Annotated in this window: 16 protein-coding genes; 7 read left to right on the top strand and 9 right to left on the bottom strand. The window is 72.9% G+C overall.

Going from position 1 to position 19,003, the window contains the following annotated elements:
* Positions 1–103: 103 nt before the first annotated feature.
* A complete protein-coding gene (locus ABZS71_RS00495; RefSeq protein WP_355858501.1) occupies positions 104–466 on the bottom strand; it encodes an MGMT family protein in 363 nt (120 codons plus the stop codon).
* A gap of 209 nt (positions 467–675) precedes the next feature.
* Between ABZS71_RS00495 and ABZS71_RS00490 the strand changes: the two genes are divergently transcribed.
* From ABZS71_RS00490 to ABZS71_RS00480, 3 genes are all read left to right on the top strand, one after another.
* Positions 676–3,558 (top strand): flippase-like domain-containing protein, encoded by a 2,883-nt coding sequence (locus tag ABZS71_RS00490; RefSeq protein WP_356206265.1) that lies wholly within the window; start codon positions 676–678, stop codon positions 3,556–3,558.
* Positions 3,559–3,690: 132 nt separating this feature from the next.
* Positions 3,691–5,202: an alpha/beta hydrolase gene (locus tag ABZS71_RS00485; protein ID WP_356206263.1), complete on the top strand. Its 1,512-nt coding sequence runs from the start codon at positions 3,691–3,693 to the stop codon at positions 5,200–5,202.
* A 76-nt stretch (positions 5,203–5,278) separates the two neighbouring features.
* Positions 5,279–6,898 (top strand): alpha/beta hydrolase, encoded by a 1,620-nt coding sequence (locus ABZS71_RS00480; RefSeq protein WP_356206260.1) that lies wholly within the window; start codon positions 5,279–5,281, stop codon positions 6,896–6,898.
* Positions 6,899–6,971: 73 nt separating this feature from the next.
* Here the strand turns inward: ABZS71_RS00480 and moeZ are convergent, their stop codons facing one another.
* From moeZ to ABZS71_RS00445, 7 genes are all read right to left on the bottom strand, one after another.
* Positions 6,972–8,150 carry an adenylyltransferase/sulfurtransferase MoeZ gene (gene moeZ / locus ABZS71_RS00475; RefSeq protein ID WP_356206257.1) on the bottom strand — a complete coding sequence of 393 codons (1,179 nt, stop codon included), beginning with the start codon at positions 8,148–8,150 and terminating at the stop codon, positions 6,972–6,974.
* A gap of 86 nt (positions 8,151–8,236) precedes the next feature.
* A complete protein-coding gene (locus ABZS71_RS00470) occupies positions 8,237–9,004 on the bottom strand; it encodes a spherulation-specific family 4 protein (protein WP_356206254.1) in 768 nt (255 codons plus the stop codon).
* Entirely contained in the window at positions 8,992–10,044 is a 1,053-nt protein-coding gene (locus ABZS71_RS00465; RefSeq protein ID WP_355858516.1) for an NAD-dependent epimerase/dehydratase family protein, read from the bottom strand. Before ABZS71_RS00465 ends, ABZS71_RS00470 begins: the two co-directional genes overlap by 13 nt.
* Before the next feature lie 100 nt (positions 10,045–10,144).
* Positions 10,145–11,431: a hypothetical protein gene (locus tag ABZS71_RS00460; protein WP_356206251.1), complete on the bottom strand. Its 1,287-nt coding sequence runs from the start codon at positions 11,429–11,431 to the stop codon at positions 10,145–10,147.
* Positions 11,428–13,224 (bottom strand): DUF3492 domain-containing protein, encoded by a 1,797-nt coding sequence (locus ABZS71_RS00455; RefSeq protein ID WP_356206248.1) that lies wholly within the window; start codon positions 13,222–13,224, stop codon positions 11,428–11,430. Before ABZS71_RS00455 ends, ABZS71_RS00460 begins: the two co-directional genes overlap by 4 nt.
* 193 nt (positions 13,225–13,417) lie before the next feature.
* Complete coding sequence (locus ABZS71_RS00450) at positions 13,418–14,695, bottom strand: DUF3152 domain-containing protein (protein WP_356206833.1); 1,278 nt, start codon at positions 14,693–14,695, stop codon at positions 13,418–13,420.
* 220 nt (positions 14,696–14,915) lie between these two features.
* Complete coding sequence (locus ABZS71_RS00445) at positions 14,916–15,950, bottom strand: alpha/beta hydrolase (RefSeq protein ID WP_356206245.1); 1,035 nt, start codon at positions 15,948–15,950, stop codon at positions 14,916–14,918.
* Positions 15,951–16,078: 128 nt separating this feature from the next.
* On the opposite strand from ABZS71_RS00445, the gene ABZS71_RS00440 reads away from it, so the two are divergent.
* The 4 genes from ABZS71_RS00440 (at position 16,079) to ABZS71_RS00425 (ending at position 17,992) form a co-directional block, all read left to right on the top strand.
* Entirely contained in the window at positions 16,079–16,339 is a 261-nt protein-coding gene (locus ABZS71_RS00440) for a hypothetical protein (RefSeq protein ID WP_355858531.1), read from the top strand.
* 135 nt (positions 16,340–16,474) lie between these two features.
* Entirely contained in the window at positions 16,475–17,125 is a 651-nt protein-coding gene (locus tag ABZS71_RS00435; RefSeq protein WP_355858534.1) for a TetR/AcrR family transcriptional regulator, read from the top strand.
* A gap of 166 nt (positions 17,126–17,291) precedes the next feature.
* Complete coding sequence (locus ABZS71_RS00430; RefSeq protein WP_356206242.1) at positions 17,292–17,519, top strand: DUF3107 domain-containing protein; 228 nt, start codon at positions 17,292–17,294, stop codon at positions 17,517–17,519.
* Positions 17,520–17,716: 197 nt separating this feature from the next.
* Positions 17,717–17,992 carry a hypothetical protein gene (locus ABZS71_RS00425; RefSeq protein WP_356206239.1) on the top strand — a complete coding sequence of 92 codons (276 nt, stop codon included), beginning with the start codon at positions 17,717–17,719 and terminating at the stop codon, positions 17,990–17,992.
* 55 nt (positions 17,993–18,047) lie between these two features.
* Here ABZS71_RS00425 and ABZS71_RS00420 read toward each other — a convergent pair whose 3' ends face one another.
* Complete coding sequence (locus tag ABZS71_RS00420; protein ID WP_355858546.1) at positions 18,048–18,848, bottom strand: ferritin-like fold-containing protein; 801 nt, start codon at positions 18,846–18,848, stop codon at positions 18,048–18,050.
* Between the last annotated feature and the right edge of the window lie 155 nt (positions 18,849–19,003).

Below are 19,003 nucleotides of genomic sequence, written 5' to 3'. Positions count from 1 at the left end.
GGATCGCCGGTCCTGGTGGGTTGGCTGGGTGCGGGACAGCCTCTCATGTGACGCGGGGCGTCACCCGAATGGCTGTGGACAGCTCCGGGGGCCCGCCGTTCCACTAGGGCGTGCCGCCGCCGTCCCAGCGCGCCCTGGCCATGTCGATCCGCGGCACGTGGCCCTCGGCCGAGCGCGCCGCCGCGCGCAGCGGAGTGCCCTCCTCGCGGTAGTGGTCGAGGGCGCGCAGCTCGTGGCCGGGCAGCAGCACCCCGTCCGCCCGCACCACGCGCCACCACGGCACGGCGCCCCCGTAGAGCGCCATCACTCGCCCCACCTGGCGCGGCCCGCCCTCCTCCAGCCACTCGGCGACGTCCCCATAGGTCATCACGCGGCCCGCCGGAATCAGCTCGGCCACCTCCAGCACTCGCTCCGCGTACGCGGGCAGCTCGTCCGCGGCCCCCGGCTCCTGGCTCTCCCGGCTCATCCGGTCCATCCTGCCCCACCCCACCGACGATCCCGCCCAGAGCGCCGTGAACGGTGCCGACCGAGCTTCTCCGGGCGGCGGCGGGGTTCGATCACTCAGCGTGCGGGAATCCATAACAGGGCGTACGGTCCAAGGCTCACGCCCCCGAAATGCACCCTGATGCCCTCCTGCACAGCCCGGGCATGCCACCATCTTCCGGGCGGTGACTGGTGATACGAGACCAAGAAGAGACAGCGAAGCAGCAGGGTGCGCAGCCTCCGGAGGAGGAGGCACGCACCCCTGAGGCGTTGTCGCGCTCCGACGCCCGCCCCGACGCCCAGCCCGGCGCCCGCGACGACGGCAAGGACCCGGACGCCCGCGACGACGCCCGGGAGCCGGACGGCCACGACGAGGACCAGGACCCGGACGGTCATGACGACGCCCGCGGCGACGGCCACGACGACGCCCGGGGCTCGGGCGACTGTGACGAACCCGACTCGCCCAAGGGGCCTGTCGACCGGGTCTCGGGCGATGAGCCGCTGCTGCCCGCCCGCGTCCACCGCCCCGCCGATCTGCTGCGGCTGCTGCTCGGCATCGTCGGCATCGGCGTCGTCCTGGCCATCGCGGCCTTCGCCCACGGCACCACCGCGGGCCTGGAGAAGGACATCGGCCACGGCGCCAACCAGGCGCCCCCGCTGCTGATCGACTTCGCGGGGCTCACGGCCAGCGTCGCCGTCCTCGTCCTCCCGGTGGCCTTCGCCTTCGAGCGGCTGATCAAACGGGACGGGCTGCGTATCGCCGACGGCGTGCTGGCCGCGGTCCTCGCCCACGGGGTGTCCCTCACCACCGATCTCTGGGTCGCGCGCGGTGCGCCCCCCTCGATCCGCGAGGCGCTCACCCAGACCGCGCCCGGCGGCGCCCTGAGCGACCCCGTGCACGGCTATCTCGCCCCCGTCATCGCCTATATGACGGCCGTCGGCATGGCCCGGCGCCCGCACTGGCGGGTGGCCATGTGGTGCGTGCTGCTGCTCGACGCCTTCGCGGTGCTGGTCGGCGGCTACACCACCCCGTTCTCGATCATCATTACGGTGCTGATCGGCTGGACGGTCGCCTACGGCACGCTCTACGCCGTCGGCTCCCCCAACGTCCGCCCCACCGGTCAGAATCTGCTCGCCGGGCTGCGCCGCGTCGGCTTCCACCCGGTCAGCGCGATGCGCGCCGAGGAACCCGCGGACGACGACGGCAACCACGGCGACCGGGGCCGCCGCTATCTGGTCACCCTGGAGGACGGCCCGCCGCTGGATGTCACGGTCGTCGACCGCGAACAGCAGGCCCAGGGGTTCTTCTACAGCGTGTGGCAGCGGCTGACGCTGCGGACGATCACCCCGCCCCGCAGCCTCCAGTCGCTGCGCCAGGCGCTCGAACAGGAGGCGCTGCTCGCGTACGCGGCCATCGCGGCCGGTGCCAACGCGCCCAAGCTGATCGCCACCTCCGAGCTCGGCCCGGACGCCGTGATGCTCGTCTACGAGCACATCGGCGGCCGTCCGCTCTACGCCGTGCCGGACGAGGCGATCACCGACGAGCTGCTGGCCGGGGCCTGGAACCAGGTGCAGGCGCTCCAGTCGCGGCGGATCGCCCATCGGCGGCTGGACAGCGACGCCCTGCTGGTCGACCGCTCCGGCACGGTCATCCTGACCGATCTGCGCGGCGGTGAGATCGCAGCCGGCGATCTGGTGCTGCGGATGGACGTCGCGCAGCTGCTCACCACCCTCGGTCTGCGCGTCGGCGCCGAGCGTTCGGTGGCCGCCGCGGTCGCGGTCCTCGGCCCGGACGCGGTCGCCGACAGCCTTCCGCTGCTGCAGCCCCTCGCGCTCGGCCGCGGCACCCGGGCGACCCTGCGCCAGCTGGCGCGGGAGCGCGCCCAGCGCCAGCGGGAAGCCGTCCTGGAGGCGTCCCGCGCCGCCAAGGAGGCCAAGGAGGCCCGCGAGGCGGAGGCCAGGGAGGCCGCGGAGGCCCAGCGGGTGGAGGCGGCCACCAGCGGCCGCAAGATCCAGAAGGCCGAGAAGCAGGCGGAGAAGCGGGCGATCGAGGAGGCCCTGGAGGACGCCCGCGAGGAGGATCTGCTCGCCCAGATCCGGCAGCAGGTGCTGCTGGTGCGGCCGCAGGCGCCGATAGAGCCCGTACGGCTGGAGCGCATCAAGCCGCGCACCCTGGTCAGCTTCTGCGCGGGCGCCTTCGCCGCGTACTTCCTGCTGTCCCAGTTCACCCATATCAAGCTGGGCGCCGTGGTCGGCGAGGCGAACTGGATCTGGGTGCTGTTCGCGCTCGCCTTCTCGGCGCTGACCTATGTGGCCGCGGCCATGAGCCTGCTGGGCTTCGTCCCGGAGAAGGTGTCCTTCTGGCGTACGGTGCAGGCGCAGGTCGCCGCCTCGTTCGTGAAGCTGGTGGCGCCCGCCGCGGTCGGCGGCGTCGCGCTCAACACCCGCTTCCTGCAGCGCGCGGGGGTGCGGCCGGGGCTCGCGGTGGCCAGCGTCGGCGCCTCCCAGCTGTTCGGCCTCGCCAGCCATATCGTGCTGCTGCTGACCTTCGGCTACATCACCGGCACCGAGCGCACCCCGACGCTCTCGCCGTCCCGGACCGTGATCGCCGGGCTGTTGACGGCCGCCGTACTGGCGCTTGTGGTGACTGCCGTTCCCGTCCTGCGGAAGTTCGTTTCCACGCGGGTGCGGTCGCTGTTCGCGGGCGTCGTGCCGCGCATGCTGGACGTCCTGCAGCGGCCCAAGAAGCTGTTCGTCGGCATCGGCGGCATGCTGCTGCTGACCGCCGCGAACGTGATGTGTCTCGACTCGGCGATCCGGGCGTTCGGCGGCGATCTGAGCTACGCGAGCATCGCGGTCGTCTTCCTCGCGGGCAACGCCCTGGGGTCGGCCGCGCCCACCCCCGGCGGCGTCGGCGCGGTGGAGGCCGCCCTGATCGCGGGTCTGACCTTCGCCGGGCTGCCGTACGAGACCGCCGCGCCCGCCGTGCTGCTCTTCCGGCTGACGGTCTTCTGGCTGCCGGTGCTGCCCGGCTGGGTGGCCTTCACCCACCTCACCCGCAAAGAGGCGCTGTAGGGCCGCTCAAGGCGCCACAGGGCCCTCGGCGGTCCGCGGGCGGACCCCTCACCCGTACGCCCGCGCTGTGCGCGCGGGCTGCCGTCGGGCCCCTCAGGATGGCGGTACGCCGCCACCCCCGGGAGAGCCGCCGTGTCCCGACCCCTTCGCACCGGTGCGCTGTCCGCCGCCGCCCTGCTGCTGGCCGCCTCAGCCACCGGGTGCGGCGGGGGCGGCGGCCGGCCGGACACCTCCGCCCGCCAGAAGCTCGACTGGGCCACCTGCCCCACCCCCTCCGACAGCGAGGACGCGGCCGCCACCAAGCCCCCGGGCAAGGAGTGGGAGTGCGCGACGCTCCATGTCCCGCTCGACTACCGGAAGCCGCACGGCGACGCCGTCGGCATCGCCATGATCCGCGCCAAGGCCACCGACCGCCGCCATCGCATCGGCTCACTGATCTTCAACTTCGGCGGCCCCGGCGGCTCGGGCGTGGCCACCCTCCCGGCCCTCGGCCACAGCTACCAGCAGCTGCGCACCCGCTATGACCTGGTCAGCTTCGATCCGCGCGGGGTCGGCCGCAGCAGCGGCGTGCGCTGTCTGAGCGACAGGCAGCTCGACGCCTACTACGCCGCCGACTCGACCCCGGACAACGGCTCCGAGGTGAAGGGACTGATCCGTCGGGTCAAGACGTATGCCGCCGGCTGCGAGCAGCACTCCGGCAAGATCCTTCCCGATGTCGGCACCACCAACGCCGCCCGCGACGTGGACCTCATGCGCCGCGTCCTCGGCGACAAGAAGCTGCACTACTTCGGCATCTCCTACGGCACGGAACTCGGCGGCGTCTACGCCCACCTCTACCCCAGGAACGTCGGGCGCGCGCTCTTCGACGGCGTCGTCGATCCCCAGCAGACACCCGAACAGGGCGCACTCGGCCAGGCCAAGGGGTTTCAACTCGCGCTGGCCGACTATCTGAAGGCGTGTCACAAGAGCGCCGACGCCACCTGTCCCACCCAGGCTGAGATCCTCAGGCTGCTGAAGCGGCTGGACACCCATCCGGTGCGCGGCATCGGCGGCCGGAAGCTGACCCAGTCGCTGGCCGCCGCGGGCATCGCGCAGTCCCTCTACTCACGGGACTACTGGCAGTACCTCACCCAGGGGATCGCGAACGCCGAGCAGGGCGACGGCAGGATCCTGCTGGCCCTCGGCGACGCCATGAACGGACGCGACCCGGACGGCGACTACAGCACCCTTCAGTCCTCCCTGACCGCCATCACCTGCGCCGACTACAAAGAGCGCTATACGGTCCACCACGTCGAGCGGAAGCTGCCCACCTTCCGCGGAGCGTCCCCGGTCTTCGGCGACTTCATGGCCTGGAGCCTCACCCAGTGCACCGACTGGCCGGTCCGCGGCACCTGGACGACGCCCGACGTCAGCGCCCCGGGCGCCGCGCCGATCCTGGTCATCGGCAACACCGGCGACCCGGCCACGCCGTACTCGGGGGCGCGGAAGATGGCGGACGAGCTGGGGCCCGGGGTCGGGGTGGAGCTCACCTACAAGGGCGAGGGCCATGGGGCGTACGACAGTGGAAGCAGCTGCGTACGGAACACCGCCAACGCCTATCTGCTGAACGGCAAAGTGCCGGAAAAGGGCAAAGTCTGCACCTAGACCCAGGGCGAACCGTGACGGCATTGAGAAGATGCGCGGACACTCCCCTCATACCGTCCTCATAGGATCACCGGCTATGTCGAGTTCCCTACGCACCATACGGACCAGGGCGCTGGTCTCCGCGACCGCCCTGGTCGCCCTGGTCACTGTCGCGGGCTGCGACGGCGACGGCGGAAGCGAGCGGGGCAAGGCGTCGTCCAGTCCCTCGGCGCCGGCTCCGGCCGGTCCGTCGGACGCCGGTCCGTCGGGCTCCGGTCTGCCGGGCTCGCTCACCGGTCAGAAGCTCGACTGGGCCTCCTGCCCGGCGCCGACCGCCATGCAGGGCACCGGTGAAAAGCCGGGGAGCGATTGGGAATGCGCCACGCTCAAAGCACCGCTGGACTATGCCAAGCCGAAGGGCGAAACGATCGATCTGGCCATGATTCGCGCCAAGGCCACCGGCCCCGGCAAACGGATCGGCTCCCTGGTGTTCAATTTCGGCGGCCCCGGCGGCTCCGGTGTCTCCTCGCTCCCCGGTTTCGCCGGGGATTACTCGAAGCTGCGCTCACGCTATGACCTGGTGAGCTTCGATCCGCGCGGAGTCGGCGAAAGTGCGGGGGTGAAATGCCAGAGCGACAAGGAGATCGAGGCCTCCGACGCCGTCGACAGCACCCCGGACGACGGAGCCGAGACCAAGGCCGCGACGGCGGACGCCAGGAAATTCATCGCCGCCTGTAAGAAGCACTCCGGCGCGGTCCTTCCGCATGTGGACACCGTCAGCGCCGCCCGGGACATGGACCTGATGCGGCAGGTGCTCGGCGACCGGAAGCTCTCGTATTTCGGGATCTCGTACGGCACCGAACTCGGCGGCGTCTACGCCCATCTCTTCCCCGGGCATGTGGGACGCGCGGTCCTGGACGCCGTCGTCGACCCGACCGAGGACCCCGAACAGGGCTCCTACGGCCAGGCCAAGGGGTTCCAGCTCGCGCTCGACAACTACCTGAAGGACTGCGCCAAGAAGGGTCCCGCCTGCCCGGCCGGCGACGACCCGGCGGCGGGCGATGACAAGATCGTCGCGTTTCTGAAGCGGCTCGACAAGAAGCCGCTGTCCACCGAAAGCGGCCGGAAGCTCACCCAGGACGGCGCGCTGGGCGGTATCGCCGCCGCGCTCTACGACCGGGAGAGCTGGAAATACCTGACGCTGGGGCTTCAGGAGGCGATGAACCTCGGCAAGGGCAATCTGCTCCTCGCGATGTCGGATTCCATGTCCGGCCGCGACGAGGACGGCCGGTACAGCAATATCAACGCCGCCAATATGGCCATCAACTGCGTGGACGACACACAGCGTTACACCATCACCGATGTGAAGGCGCAGCTGCCGCGCTTCCGCAAGGCATCGCCCGTCTTCGGCGAATATCTGGCCTGGGGCATGCTCGGCTGCACCGACTGGCCGGTGGCCGGCAAGACCGACACCCCGGACGTCAGCGCCAAGGGCTCGGCGCCGATCCTGGTCGTGGGCAACACCGGCGACCCGGCCACGCCGTACGCGGGAGCGCGGAAGATGGTCGAGGAACTGGGCAAGGGCGTGGGCGTCGAGGTCACCTACAAGGGGCAGGGCCATGGCGCGTACAACAGCGGCAACGCCTGTATGGCGAAGACCGTGAACGCCTATCTGCTCGACGGAAAGGTGCCGGCGGGCGGCACCACCTGCGCGTAGGGGCATAGGGGCATACGGAAGGGGGCCGGACCGCCGACGTGACGGCGGTCCGGCCCCCCTTTCGGACGACCTCTTAGTAGACCGGCTTCTCGGGCTCGATCTGGTTGACCCAGCCGATCACCCCGCCGCCGACATGGACGGCGTCCGAGAAGCCCGCGGACTTCAGGACCGCCAGGACTTCCGCCGATCGGACGCCCGTCTTGCAATGCAAGACGATCTTCTTGTCCTGCGGAAGGTCCTGGAGGGCGCCGCCCATCAGGAACTCGTTCTTCGGGATCAGCCGGGCGCCCGGGATCGAGACGATCTCGTACTCGTTCGGCTCGCGGACATCGATGATGTCGATGTCCTCGCCCTCGTCGATCCACTCCTTGAGCTGCTTGGGAGTGATCGTCGAACCGGCCGCCGCCTCCTGGGCCTCCTCCGACACCACACCGCAGAACGCCTCGTAGTCGATCAGCTCGGTGACGGTCGGGTTCGGGCCGCAGACCGCGCAGTCCGGGTCCTTGCGGACCTTGACCTGCCGGTAGGTCATCTCCAGGGCGTCGTAGATCATCAGCCGGCCGACCAGCGCGTCGCCGGTGCCGGTGAGCACCTTGATGGCCTCGGTGACCTGGATCGAGCCGATGGAGGCGCACAGCACGCCCAGCACACCGCCCTCGGCGCAGGACGGGACCATACCAGGCGGCGGGGGCTCCGGGTACAGGCAGCGGTAGCAGGGGCCGTGCTCGGACCAGAAGACGGACGCCTGGCCGTCGAAACGGTAGATCGAGCCCCAGACGTACGGCTTGTTCAGCAGCACGCACGCGTCATTGACCAGATAGCGGGTGGCGAAGTTGTCGGTGCCGTCCACGATCAGGTCGTACTGGGAGAAGATCTCCATCACGTTGTCGGCCTCGAGGCGCCCCTCGTGCAGCACGACGTTGACATACGGGTTGATGCCGAGCACCGAGTCGCGCGCCGACTCGGCCTTGGAGCGGCCGATGTCCGACTGGCTGTGGATGATCTGGCGCTGCAGGTTCGACTCGTCGACCTCGTCGAACTCCACGATGCCGAGGGTGCCCACGCCGGCCGCGGCGAGGTACATCAGGGCAGGGGAGCCGAGGCCGCCCGCGCCCACACAGAGCACCTTGGCGTTCTTCAGCCGCTTCTGCCCGTCCATCCCGACATCCGGGATGATCAGATGGCGTGAGTACCTGCGGACCTCGTCGACGGTGAGCTCGGCAGCCGGCTCGACCAGGGGTGGCAGCGACACGGGGACTCCGTAAGGGAAGGGAGCAGTCGGAACGCACCCCGCGTGAGCGGGGAGGTTTTCTTCTCGTAACACTGCCACGCCCCATCTCATTCCATGACACGTAGTCCGATGCGCGAGACGATTTCGTCCCAGTAGCCGGGCAGCGTCTCCCACGGGGCCGCCGCGCCCGTCCGCTGCCCCGGGTGGGCCGTACGGTCCGTGAAGTAGATCGTGCCCGCGCCCTGCCAGCGGGCGATGCGCAGCGCCTCCTCCAGATGGGGACGGGGGACGCCGTGCACCAGATGGCAGAATCGTTCGGGCGGATACCCCGCCGTCCACTCCGCCACCTGGGACCAACGGTAGTCGGCCCACGCGCCACGGAAGGTCACCAGCTGGTCGGCGATCTCCATATAGCCCTGATACGGATGGGCGCCCTGGCCGAGCACCACATACGCCCCGCCCAGCATCGCGCGCAGCGTGGTGACCGTACGGGCGGTCTCCGGCAGATCCGGGCGGTCCACCGGGCAGCGGTCCATATAGAAGCCGTCGACCTGGTACCAGTCCAGGAAGCGGTCGGCGTCGGAGACCAGCTCACCGAACGGGCGGGTGCCGCACCGCAGGTCCAGATGGCCCAGCACCCGCACCCCCGCGGCGCGCAGCCGGGCCGCCGCCGTGAGGCAGTGCGGGTCCCGGCGCGAGCCGGGGCCGCGCGCCACATTGAGGACCGCCCAGTGCAGGGGGGTGCCGGGACGGATGAGCTCGGCCCACTCGGTGGGCGCGACCAGGGGGTGGGCACAGCCCGGCACTCCGCAGCCCAGCCCGGTGGCGGCCGCCGGGGCGTCGCGCGAGGGGCCCTCGGAGATCAGATGCGACATGCCGCCTCCATCCAGATGTCGGCCAGCGACTCCTCCAGCGGGATCCTGGAGCGCCAGCCGAGGCGGTCGCGCGCGGTGCGCACATCCGCCTGCTGCCAGGTGCCGCAGCCGTCCGGGTACGGGTAGGTGGCCGCGCTGCCGCCGGCGCCGTGCTCGGCCGCCCCCGTCGGGTGGCCGGGGCCATGGCCCGGTCCGGGGCCGTGAGAGGGCGGATGACCGTGGGCCGGGGCCGGGACATGGGGCACCGAGGCGACCGGGGTGTGGTGCAGCGCCCCGCGCCCCGGCGGGGTGTCGATCTCATGCAGGGTGCCGCCGAACCCCGCCACACGGGCCAGGACGGTGGCCGCCTCACGCAGCCGGACGGCGCGCCCGGTGCCGATGTTGACGACGCCCTGCGCGGCCGACAGCGAGGCCGCGTGCACCGCGCGTGCCACGTCCCGGACGTCCACGAAGTCCCGCTGCACACCGAGCCCGCTCAGCTTCAGCTCGCTCTCCCCGGACTGCATGGCGCGCCGCATCGCCTCGGCGAGCCGGCCCAGCGGCGAACCGGCCGGGGTGCCGGGCCCTACGGGTGAGAAGACGCGCAGTACTACGGCGTCCAGCCCCGAGCCCAGCACCAGCTCGGTCGCGGCGAGCTTGCTCACCCCGTACGGACCGCCGGGGCGCGGCACGGCGTCCTCGGCGGTCGACGAGCCCGGCTGCGAGGGCCCGTACTCCGAGGAGCAGCCGAGCTGGACGAGGCGGGCGCCGCAGCCGCTGCGGCGCAGTGACTCGCAGACGGTCGCGACGGCGACGGTGTTGTGCCGGGTGAGCTCACGGGCGCCGCCACGGGTCGCGCCCGCGCAATTGATCACGACGCCGGGGTGGACCGCGTTCAGGAAGCGGGTGAGCGCGCCGGGGCTTCCGCTGGAGAGGTCGAACCGCACATCGGCGTCGTCGCCGCGGCCGAGCGCGGTGAGCTGGACGGCGGGGTCGGCGAGCAGGTGTTCGGCGACATAGCGGCCGAGATATCCACCGGATCCGAGCAACAGGACTCTCATCGGGCACGCCTCCCCGTGCGGGCTCGTGGATCGGTCATGTCGTCCCTCATGTGGTTGCTCCTCGTAGGGATGGGAGTGGGGGCGGCGGGGGGTGGCGGGTTCACTGGGGCGCCTCGCAGGGCGCGGTGGGGGTGTGGTGCGTACGGGGGCCGCTGTGGGCGGACGCGCGGGACAGGGCGCCGACCGCGTACGTCCCCAGCGCGAGCGCGGCTGCGCCGCAGGCGGCCGCGGGGACGGTGGCCGCGCCGTGGGCGGCGATCAGCCGCGCCAGGGGCTCGCCGAGCGGCGCTCCGCCCGGCAGCCGGGCGGCCAGGGCGGTAGCGAGCGCCGCCGCTTCGGCCGCGCAGGCCGCGGCGGTGCCGATGAGCGCGGCCCTTCGGAAGCCGTGGACGGCGAGCAGCCGGGCGAGGAAGAGCAGCCCGCCCAGCGCGGCGACGGCCACCTCGGGCGTCGCGACCGGGCCCTGTGGCGGCTCGGACAGGGTGAGCCGGGCCGCGGGCACGAGCGGCACCAGACCGAGGAGGAAGGCCGCCACGGCCCCCGCGCACAGCGGCCGCGCCCCCGCCGCGAACTCCTCGAGCCCACGGCTCGCCGCCAGCCTGCGCCGCGCCCGTACGGCGAACCAGCGGGCGCACCACGCGGCGGGCGCGACGGCGAGGGCGAGGACGACGGCGGCCTCGGCCGCGGGCGCGGCGTCGTACGGTCCGGGCGTGCCGCCTAGGCCCCCGATGAGCAGCCAGTCGCCGCAGGCGGCGTAGGAGAGGAGCCAGCCGGCGCACAGCGGCCCCGCGAGCCGCGCCCGTCGCGTGCTCCCGCGCCCGCCGACCCGCAGGGGCCCTCGGCACAGGCACCGCCACAACGCGACCGCCACCAGGACGGCACCGACCGCCGCGACGGCGATACGGACGGCGGCCTCGGTGCTGAAGAGGCCGTAGACGGTCGCCGCGCACAGCGCCCCGGGCAGCAGCCACAGCGCCCCTCGGGCCATCCGCCGCCCCGCCGTCCCGGTCGGCGCGGGGACCGGGGGTGCGGGCTCCTCGGCGCGCGGTACGCGGGCGTACAGCTCCTCGGCGAGCGAGAACACATCGCGATGCCGGAAGCGGGCGGCGGTACGGTCCGTCACCCCGTGGGCCTCGAGCCCGGCGGCGATCTCCAGCGGATCGACGGCCCGCGCGCACAGCTCCCGATGCCGGTGCATCAGCCCCCGCACCGGATCCACCGGCCCCCGCCGCGCCTGGCCTCCTGCGGCGCCGTCCCGAGGGGCCGCCTCATCCGGGCGCCGGGCGGCGAGCAGTGCGCGGGAGCGGGGGGACCGGCCGCCGGGTGAGGCGGGGGTCCGGGGGGTGTCGCGGGGGGCGGGGCCGGGTGACGGGTGGGACATGCTCATGCGCCCTCCTCGGACACGTGGCCCTGCGGGCCCACGCCCAGGGGTTCGCGCGGGGGCGGGGTGGCTGAGGGGCGGGGGGCCGCCCAGGTGGGGGTGTGGTCCGGGGTGGGGCGGGGGTCCGCCGGGCCGGGGAGCCGGCCGACGGTCCAGCGGCCCGGGATGTGGGCCTCCGGCGGGCGGGCGAAGGGCAGCGGTTCGCCGTCCTCGCCGACCTCCTCGCGCCGTACCGGGCAGTGCGACATCAGCTCCAGATAGATGCCGCGGAAGGCCGCGACGTTCTGCTCGGCGGTGAAGAGCTCCAGTGCGCGGGCGCGTGCGGCGGCGCCGAGGCGCGCTCGGCGCGCGGGGTCGCGCAACAGCGCGAGGCAGGCGTCCGCAAGCGCCCGGGGGTTGCGCGGGGGCACCACGAGGCCGGTGCCGCCGATGACCTCGCACACGGCGCCCACATCCGTCGAGACCGTGGCCCGCGCGCAGAACATCGCCTCGACGAGTCCGACCGGAAAGCCCTCGACGACGCTGGACAGCACGACGACGCCGCCCGCCGCGTACGCCTCCGGCAGGGACGGCACCTCGGGGTCGCCGAGCCGTTCGAAGGAGACCGGGTTGTCACCGGCGGTGTGGACGTCCGCCGCCTCGTCGGGGAAGAGATGCTCGGCGAGCGCCCGGCAGTGGTCCGGGTAGCCGTCCGCGTCCGGGTCCGTGGCGCGCCGGGTCTCGATGATGCGCAGCCGCGCGTCCGGCTGCCACCGCCGCACCTCCGCGAAGGCGTGCAGCAGGGCGATGACGTCCTTGGGGGGCTCGATACGGCCCACCCACACCAGCGTCCGGTCGTCGCCGCCGGCGGCCGCGCCCTCGCCGACCTCGGCGAAGCGGGCCGCGTCCATGCCCGGATAGACGGTGCGCAGCCGCTCGCGGTCGGCGCCGCACCGCTCCTGCCAGCGCCGCGCATGGGTGTTGCCGGGGGTGATGAGGGCGGCCTGGGCGTACGCCTCGGCGGCCAGCAGGCCCTGGAAGCGGGCCAGCAGGGTGCGTACGGGCCCGGTCGCCCCCGCTCCCGCCGCGCTCTGTCGGTAGTGCTCGCGCAGCCGTACGCCGTACTCGGTGACCAGCAGCGGCGTACCGAAGGAGCGCTTGGCCAGGAGCCCGGGGAGCGCGGCGGTGCCGCCGGAGGCGGCATGGCACAGGTCCACCGCCGACAGCCCCGGATCGCTCCCGTCGCCGCCGTACCAGTCCAGCGACAGCGGGCGCAGCGCGCGCTCCAGCGCCTCGGTCACGGCCAGCAGATCGGTGACCCGCGCCTGGTGCGCGCCGCGCGGCGCCCCGGGGGTGTGACAGGCGCGCTCCAGCGTGCGCACGGCCGTCTCGGAGCGGAGCGCGACGGGCAGCCCGCCGTGCTCACGGGCCAGCTCGGCAAGGCCGTAGAGACCACTGGCGAAACGGTCCGCCTGAGTGGCGGAGCCGTCGGCCGCCCCCGCGCTGTCGGGCGCGCTGATCGCCGCCGCGAGCTCCCCGAAGTGCTCGGCGAACCGGCGTCGCTGCCGCCGTCCGCCCAGACCGCCCTTGCCGCTCCGCCGCGCCCGGCCCGCCGGTTCGCCCCACAGCGGCGCGTTGCGCACCCGGCGCACCTGCTCGGGGAGTTCGGCCCAGCCGCCGGCCTCCTGGCGGGCGCTCCCGCTCAGCGCGTAGACCTCGAACTCGTGCTGGGCGAGCCCCCGCACCAGCCGGTCGCACCACACCCGCGCATCACCGGTCGCGTACGGATATCCACCCTCCGTAAGCAGTCCCACGCGCATGAGCGCACCCCCGATCTCCCGTGTGGGCCGTCCGTCCCGCCGCCGTCGTCGGCGACGGCCGCCGTCAGGCAGCGGGAGCACGTTATGCGCGCATGGCCATAGCGCGACGGACGGTTGTCCGTCGCACCACCGGAAGGGGTGAAAGCCCGTGACCTATTGGGAATTCAGGCGTTGTCGAGCGCCGTACGACCCGTCAGGGGTATGCCGGATTGCCGGATCCGCCCTTGGGGTACGGCCAGGCGTTCGGCCGGCAGCCGACCCCGTCGGTCGCCAGGAACTTGGTCTGCTGCATCATCACCGGCGCGAGGGCGCCCTGTTTCTTGCAGGTCTCGTGGTTGTGCCCGAGCCGGTGGCCGACCTCGTGGTTGATGAGCATCTGGCGGTAGGGGTGCATCTTGTCGTCGCCGAAGGTCTTGGCGCCCTGCGCCCACCGATAGGCGTTGATCATGACGCGCTCGGTCGACGCCGAGTCGCACGAGACATTGTCCTCGGTGGTGTCGAGACCGGACTTCCCGCACCACACCGCGGTGGTTCCGGGGCTCGCGAGAGTGATCACGAAGTCGGCATGCCCGGACGAGACCCGCTCAAAGGTGCGAATGCCGCCGTGCCCCCAACTGCGATCGTCGTTGAGCGTCTTGTGCACGGCCTCGGCGAACAGCTTGCCGTCGAGCGGCAGCCCCTTCTCCACATCCACGCGATAGCGCAGTACCTGGCCCCGGCCGGGCGCCTTGTCGTGCCCGGCCACGGTCGCGAACGCACCGGACCCGCGCAGCTTCGGGTCGAGCGGGTACACGGCCGCCATCTTCGCCTGGTACGTGGCGGGGGCCACCGAGGCCGTGGAGCGGGCCGCCGGGGCCCGCCCGTCGTCAGGTGCGCCGACGTCTTCGCCGCCGCGCTCCGTGCCGCCCTTGGCCTGCGCCTTGCCGCCGTCCTGCGGCCCGCTCGCCACCTGCCCGGCCACCACGACGGCCAGCACGGTGGTCACGGCCGCGGCGGCGACACCGGTGAAGGTCCGCCCCTTGCCGCCCTTGGCGACGCCGCGCGCGCCCTTGCCCGCGGGGTCGTCCCCGTCCGCGTACGGACCGGCGCCCCCGCCGGCGCCCGCGCCGCCGCCGTCGGAACGCGTGGCGGCCTGGCTCTCACGGCGTGGCGGCGGCACCGCTCCCGGCGCACCGGCGGAGAAGACGTCGTCGCCGTCGCAGTCCACGGCGTCGGGGCTGTCGAACGCCTCGAGGTACTCCTTGCGCGGGCCGGGCATCAGACCGGCCGCCCCGCCCGTGCCGCCCGTCGTGGGGCGCCGCGGCGCGTCCATGGTCCGCATGCCGGAGGACGCCCGCGGGCCGCCGGGACCGCCCGGTCCGGCGGCCTGGCCGCCGAAGACGCCCCAGCCGCCGCCCGGTTCGCGGTGCTCGGGGTGGCCGCCTCTGGTGTGCGCCATGGGGGTGCCGGGGTGGTGCGGCAGGCGCGGCATGCCCTGCGGCGGCGTCACACCGGGATCCGCGGCGCCCTGGCCGCCGCGCCGCCGACGGCCCGTCCCCGGCACTCCGCCGGCCATATTGGGCCCGCTGGGCGCGACGTACTCCACGAAGCCCGGACCGGAATCGGGACCCGGACCGGGATCGGGACCCGGACCGGAGCCCGGGGTGGCAGACCGGCCGTCCCGGTTCTCCCGGCTGCCACGTGCGCTGTGCTTACCCACGCGCCGCACCGCTCCCGTCCGCGCCGGGCACCGCTACGGCGGCCCGTGCCTCCCGGCTGTCCCGGTCATCTCTTCCGTCTGCATCCTCGAGCAGCTCGCGCATCCCGCGCGCCACTGCTTCGGGATACTCCATCATCGCGACATGCCCGGCGTCCAACAGCGTCAACAGACGCGCGTCGCGGAAGGTGGCGCTCGCCCGCCGCGCCATCCGGATGGACACCAATTGGTCGCGCCCGCCGTAGACGAGCAGCGTCGGCGCGAGCACGCGCTCGGCCTGCCGCCACAGGGAGTGCTGGCCGCCCAGGGTGTACGCGTCGACGACACCGCGCGCCGAGCGGGCGAGCGCGTCCCAGAAGTACGGCAGCGTGAGCCGGCGCTCGAACTCCTCCACCGCCAGTGCGAAGTCCTCCCGGCTGATCCGCCTGGGGTCGCCGTAGGTGAGCATCATCACTTCGCGGGTACGCCGCTCCGCGTCCCAGTCCTTGGTCATGCGGGTGAAGAGCCGGGTCACGCCGGGCACCGCGAGCAGCCCGGTGGGCACCGCGGCGCGCTGCGGGCGCAGCTCGGGCAGTGCGGGCGAGACCAGGGTGAGGGTGCGCACCAGATCGGGCCGCACCGCCGCGACGCGCGTGGTGATCGCGCCGCCCATCGAGTTGCCGATGAGATGGACGGGGCCGCGGCCGCTCGCGTCGAGGTAGCGGATCACGGCGCGCGCATGGCCGGTGATGGAGTAGTCGCCGTCGTCCGGGGGCGGGGAGTCGCCGAAGCCGGGCAGGTCGAGGGCCTCGCCGTCCACCCGGTCGGCGAGCTGCTCCATCAGCGCGGACCAGTTCTGCGAGGAGCCGCCGAGCCCGTGGACGAACAGTGCGGGCGGCACATCGGGGGCGGTCGGCGGGCGCGAACGCACGGTCATGGTGAGACCGGGCAGACTGGTAGTCCGCAGTCTTTCGCCGGCCCCGACCCGCACGGACCGCGCGGGGGGCACCGCGGCAATGATGCGGGCTCCCGGCGGCTCGGTCGAAGACATGCGGCAATGTTACGAGACGATCACGCGCACGAGCGTGTGTTCGCCCTCACAGACCGCGTAGCGTCCGAAAGTGACCTCTCCTAGGCTCGGAGGCACAGGGGCGATCGCACCTCTGGGAAGGGGAGTACATGTCAGCCGACCGGAACCACCCCGAGCCCTACGAGAAGGACGTCGAAGACGTCTTCGAGGACCCCTTGGTGAACATCGACGAGTCCGCCGAATTCAGTATCGAGGCCCCCGAGGCGGACGCCGCCGAACAGCACTACGAGCTGGTCCCCCACCGTGATGAGCCGGTGTCCGGCGATGAGCTGATGGAGGCCAACGAGGCCGACCGCGCTGAGCAGGCCCGTGTCGTCGAGGTGAACGAGAATGAGGAGGACTACCGGTGACCAGCACCCTTTGTGGGCTTTTCATAGAGTCCGGTCCGTGAAATTCTCCGCACGGACCGCGCGCGGCCCTGTTACCCAAAAGTACGATGGCGGGCGCGGTGGACACCGTGCACGGAACATTCATTGGGAGGCGGCGTGACAGCCATCGAGCAGACCGAGGCGCGCCCGCGGGGTACGCGCCTGCCGCGCCGAGCCCGACGCAATCAGCTCCTGGGCGCCGCCCAGGAAGTCTTCGTCGCCCAGGGCTACCACGCCGCCGCGATGGATGACATCGCCGAGCGCGCGGGAGTCAGCAAGCCCGTGCTCTACCAGCACTTCCCGGGCAAGCTCGAGCTGTATCTGGCCCTGCTCGACCAGCACTGCGAGGCCCTGCTGCAGGCGGTGCGCACCGCGCTCGCCTCGACGACCGAGAACAAGCAGCGGGTCGCCGCGACCATGGACGCCTACTTCGCGTACGTCGAGGAGGAGGGCGGCGCCTTCCGGCTCGTCTTCGAGTCCGATCTGACCAATGAACCCGCCGTGCGCGAGCGCGTGGACCGGGTCTCGCTCCAGTGCGCCGAGGCGATCAGCGAGGTGATCGCCGAGGACACCGGGCTGTCCAAGGACGAATCGATGCTGCTGGCCGTCGGGCTCGGCGGGGTCTCCCAGGTGGTCGCGCGCTACTGGCTCTCCAGCGGAATCGCGGTCCCGCGGGATACGGCTGTGCAGTTGCTCACCTCGCTCGCCTGGCGGGGCATCGCGGGCTTCCCGCTGCACGGGGCCGAGGGCGGTCAAGGCGGGCGCTGAGCCCCCGGCGCCATCCGGGGCCGCGAGGGCGCGTGTTCGCACCGGCGGGCGTGTTCGCTGCGGGCGTTGCGCCCGCGGCCCCCTGGCGGTCTCCGTCCCCGGCTAATGTGTGCTGCGTACGGCGCGGCTGACCGCGCACCCAACTGACCGTCGGAGGGACAAAGCCGTGGAGGTCAAGATCGGCGTGCAGCACGCGCCCCGCGAGATCATCTTGGAGAGCGGGCAGTCTGCCGAGGAGGTCGAGCGCGCGGTGGCTGACGCGCTCGGTGGCAAGGCTCAGGTGCTGACCCTGGTGGACGACCACGGCCGCAAGGTCCTGGTTCCGTCCGACCAGCTCGCGTACGTCGAGCTCGGTGAGCCGACCGCCCGCAAGGTCGGTTTCGGCGCGCTCTGAGCGGTCCGCTCGCATAACGGCGGGGCCCGGTGGAACTCTCCACCGGGCCCCGCCGTCGCGTTGGCGGCCGCGCCCCGCTGCCTGAGCCCCGGACCGCTCCCGCCAAAAGGGTTGCCCCCGCGTGGGCCCGGGTAGGACGGGCACGACCGACGCGTGATCACGCATCGGTTCCGATCCGCTCACGGGAAGGACGCGCCATGGTCATCTGGGAAGCGCTCGGCTCGGTACTGATCGGTCTCGCCGTCGCGTACGGCGCCAGTCGCTGGCGCCCCCACAGGCTGCCCGCTCGGCCCCTTGTGCTGTCCACCGGCCCCGGCGCGGCGCTCCTCGGCGCCCTGATCGCCCATACGGTGCTGGGCTCCGGCCATGCGGTGGCCGTGCTGACCGTCGCTCTCGGCTTCGCGGCGGCCCTGCTGTCGCTGCTCATCCGCCCGGCCCCCAGGACCCGCCGCCGGCGCTCGGTGCCGGCGTAAGCGGCAGGGCTCCGGCGCGACCGGCGCCGGAGCCCTGCCGTCTTCTCGGGCGGTTCTACGCGGCCAGGCCCAGCGCCGCCATCCGCTTGGTGTGCGCCTCGGTGATCCGCGAGAACATCCGGCCCACCTCCGCCAGGTCGAAGCCGTCGGCCAGGCCGCCCACCAGCATCGTGGACAGGGCGTCGCGGTCCGCTACCACCCGCTGCGCCTGCGACAGCGCCTCGCCCATCAGCCGCCGCGCCCACAGCGCCAGCCGTCCGCCGACCCGCGGATCGGCCTCGATCGCGGCGCGCACCTTCTCGACCGCGAAGCTCGCGTGGCCGGTGTCGTCGAGCACCTGGAGCACCAGACCGCGGGTGTCGGAGTCCAGCCGGGCCGCCACCTCGCGGTAGAAGTCGCTGGCGATCGAGTCGCCCACGTACGCCTTGACCAGGCCCTCCAGCCAGTCGGACGGCGCGGTCTGGCGGTGGAACCCGTCCAGCGCCGCGGCGAACGGCTCCATGGCCGCCGTCGGCTCCTCGCCGACCGCCGACAGCCGGTCCCGCAACCGCTCGAAATGGTGGAACTCGGCAGACGCCATCTTCGCCAGCTCCGCCTTGTCCTCCAGCGTGGGCGCCAGCTTGGCGTCCTCCGCCAGCCGCTCGAAGGCGGCGAGCTCGCCGTAGGCGAGGGCGCCGAGCAGATCCACCACGGCCGCCCGGTACTGCGGGTCGGCGGCGGCGCGGTCCCAGTCCTGGGCGGCGATCCCGGTGGGCGCCGCGGCCTTCTCCTCGCCGCTCCCCGTGGCGTGGTCCTCGGCGCTGGCGGCGGCTTTCTCCGACGTGTCAGGCGTGTCAGGCGTCTCCATGAACCGCACAATAGCCCGCTCAGCGCCCCGGGGAAGGCCCTGGTCAGCCCCGACCGGCGACGCCCCGCATCCGGTGCCCGGTCACAGATGCGCACTTCCGGGGTACAGTGGTATTTGCGCCCGCCGAGTATCGGCGGGTCTTCCACGAATGCGGATGCCCGGTC

Source organism: Streptomyces sp. NPDC005393 (genome assembly GCF_040606675.1).
GTDB lineage: Bacteria > Actinomycetota > Actinomycetes > Streptomycetales > Streptomycetaceae > Streptomyces.
Note: the sequence above shows the minus strand (reverse complement) of the source record. Positions and strands in the feature narration are given on the sequence as shown.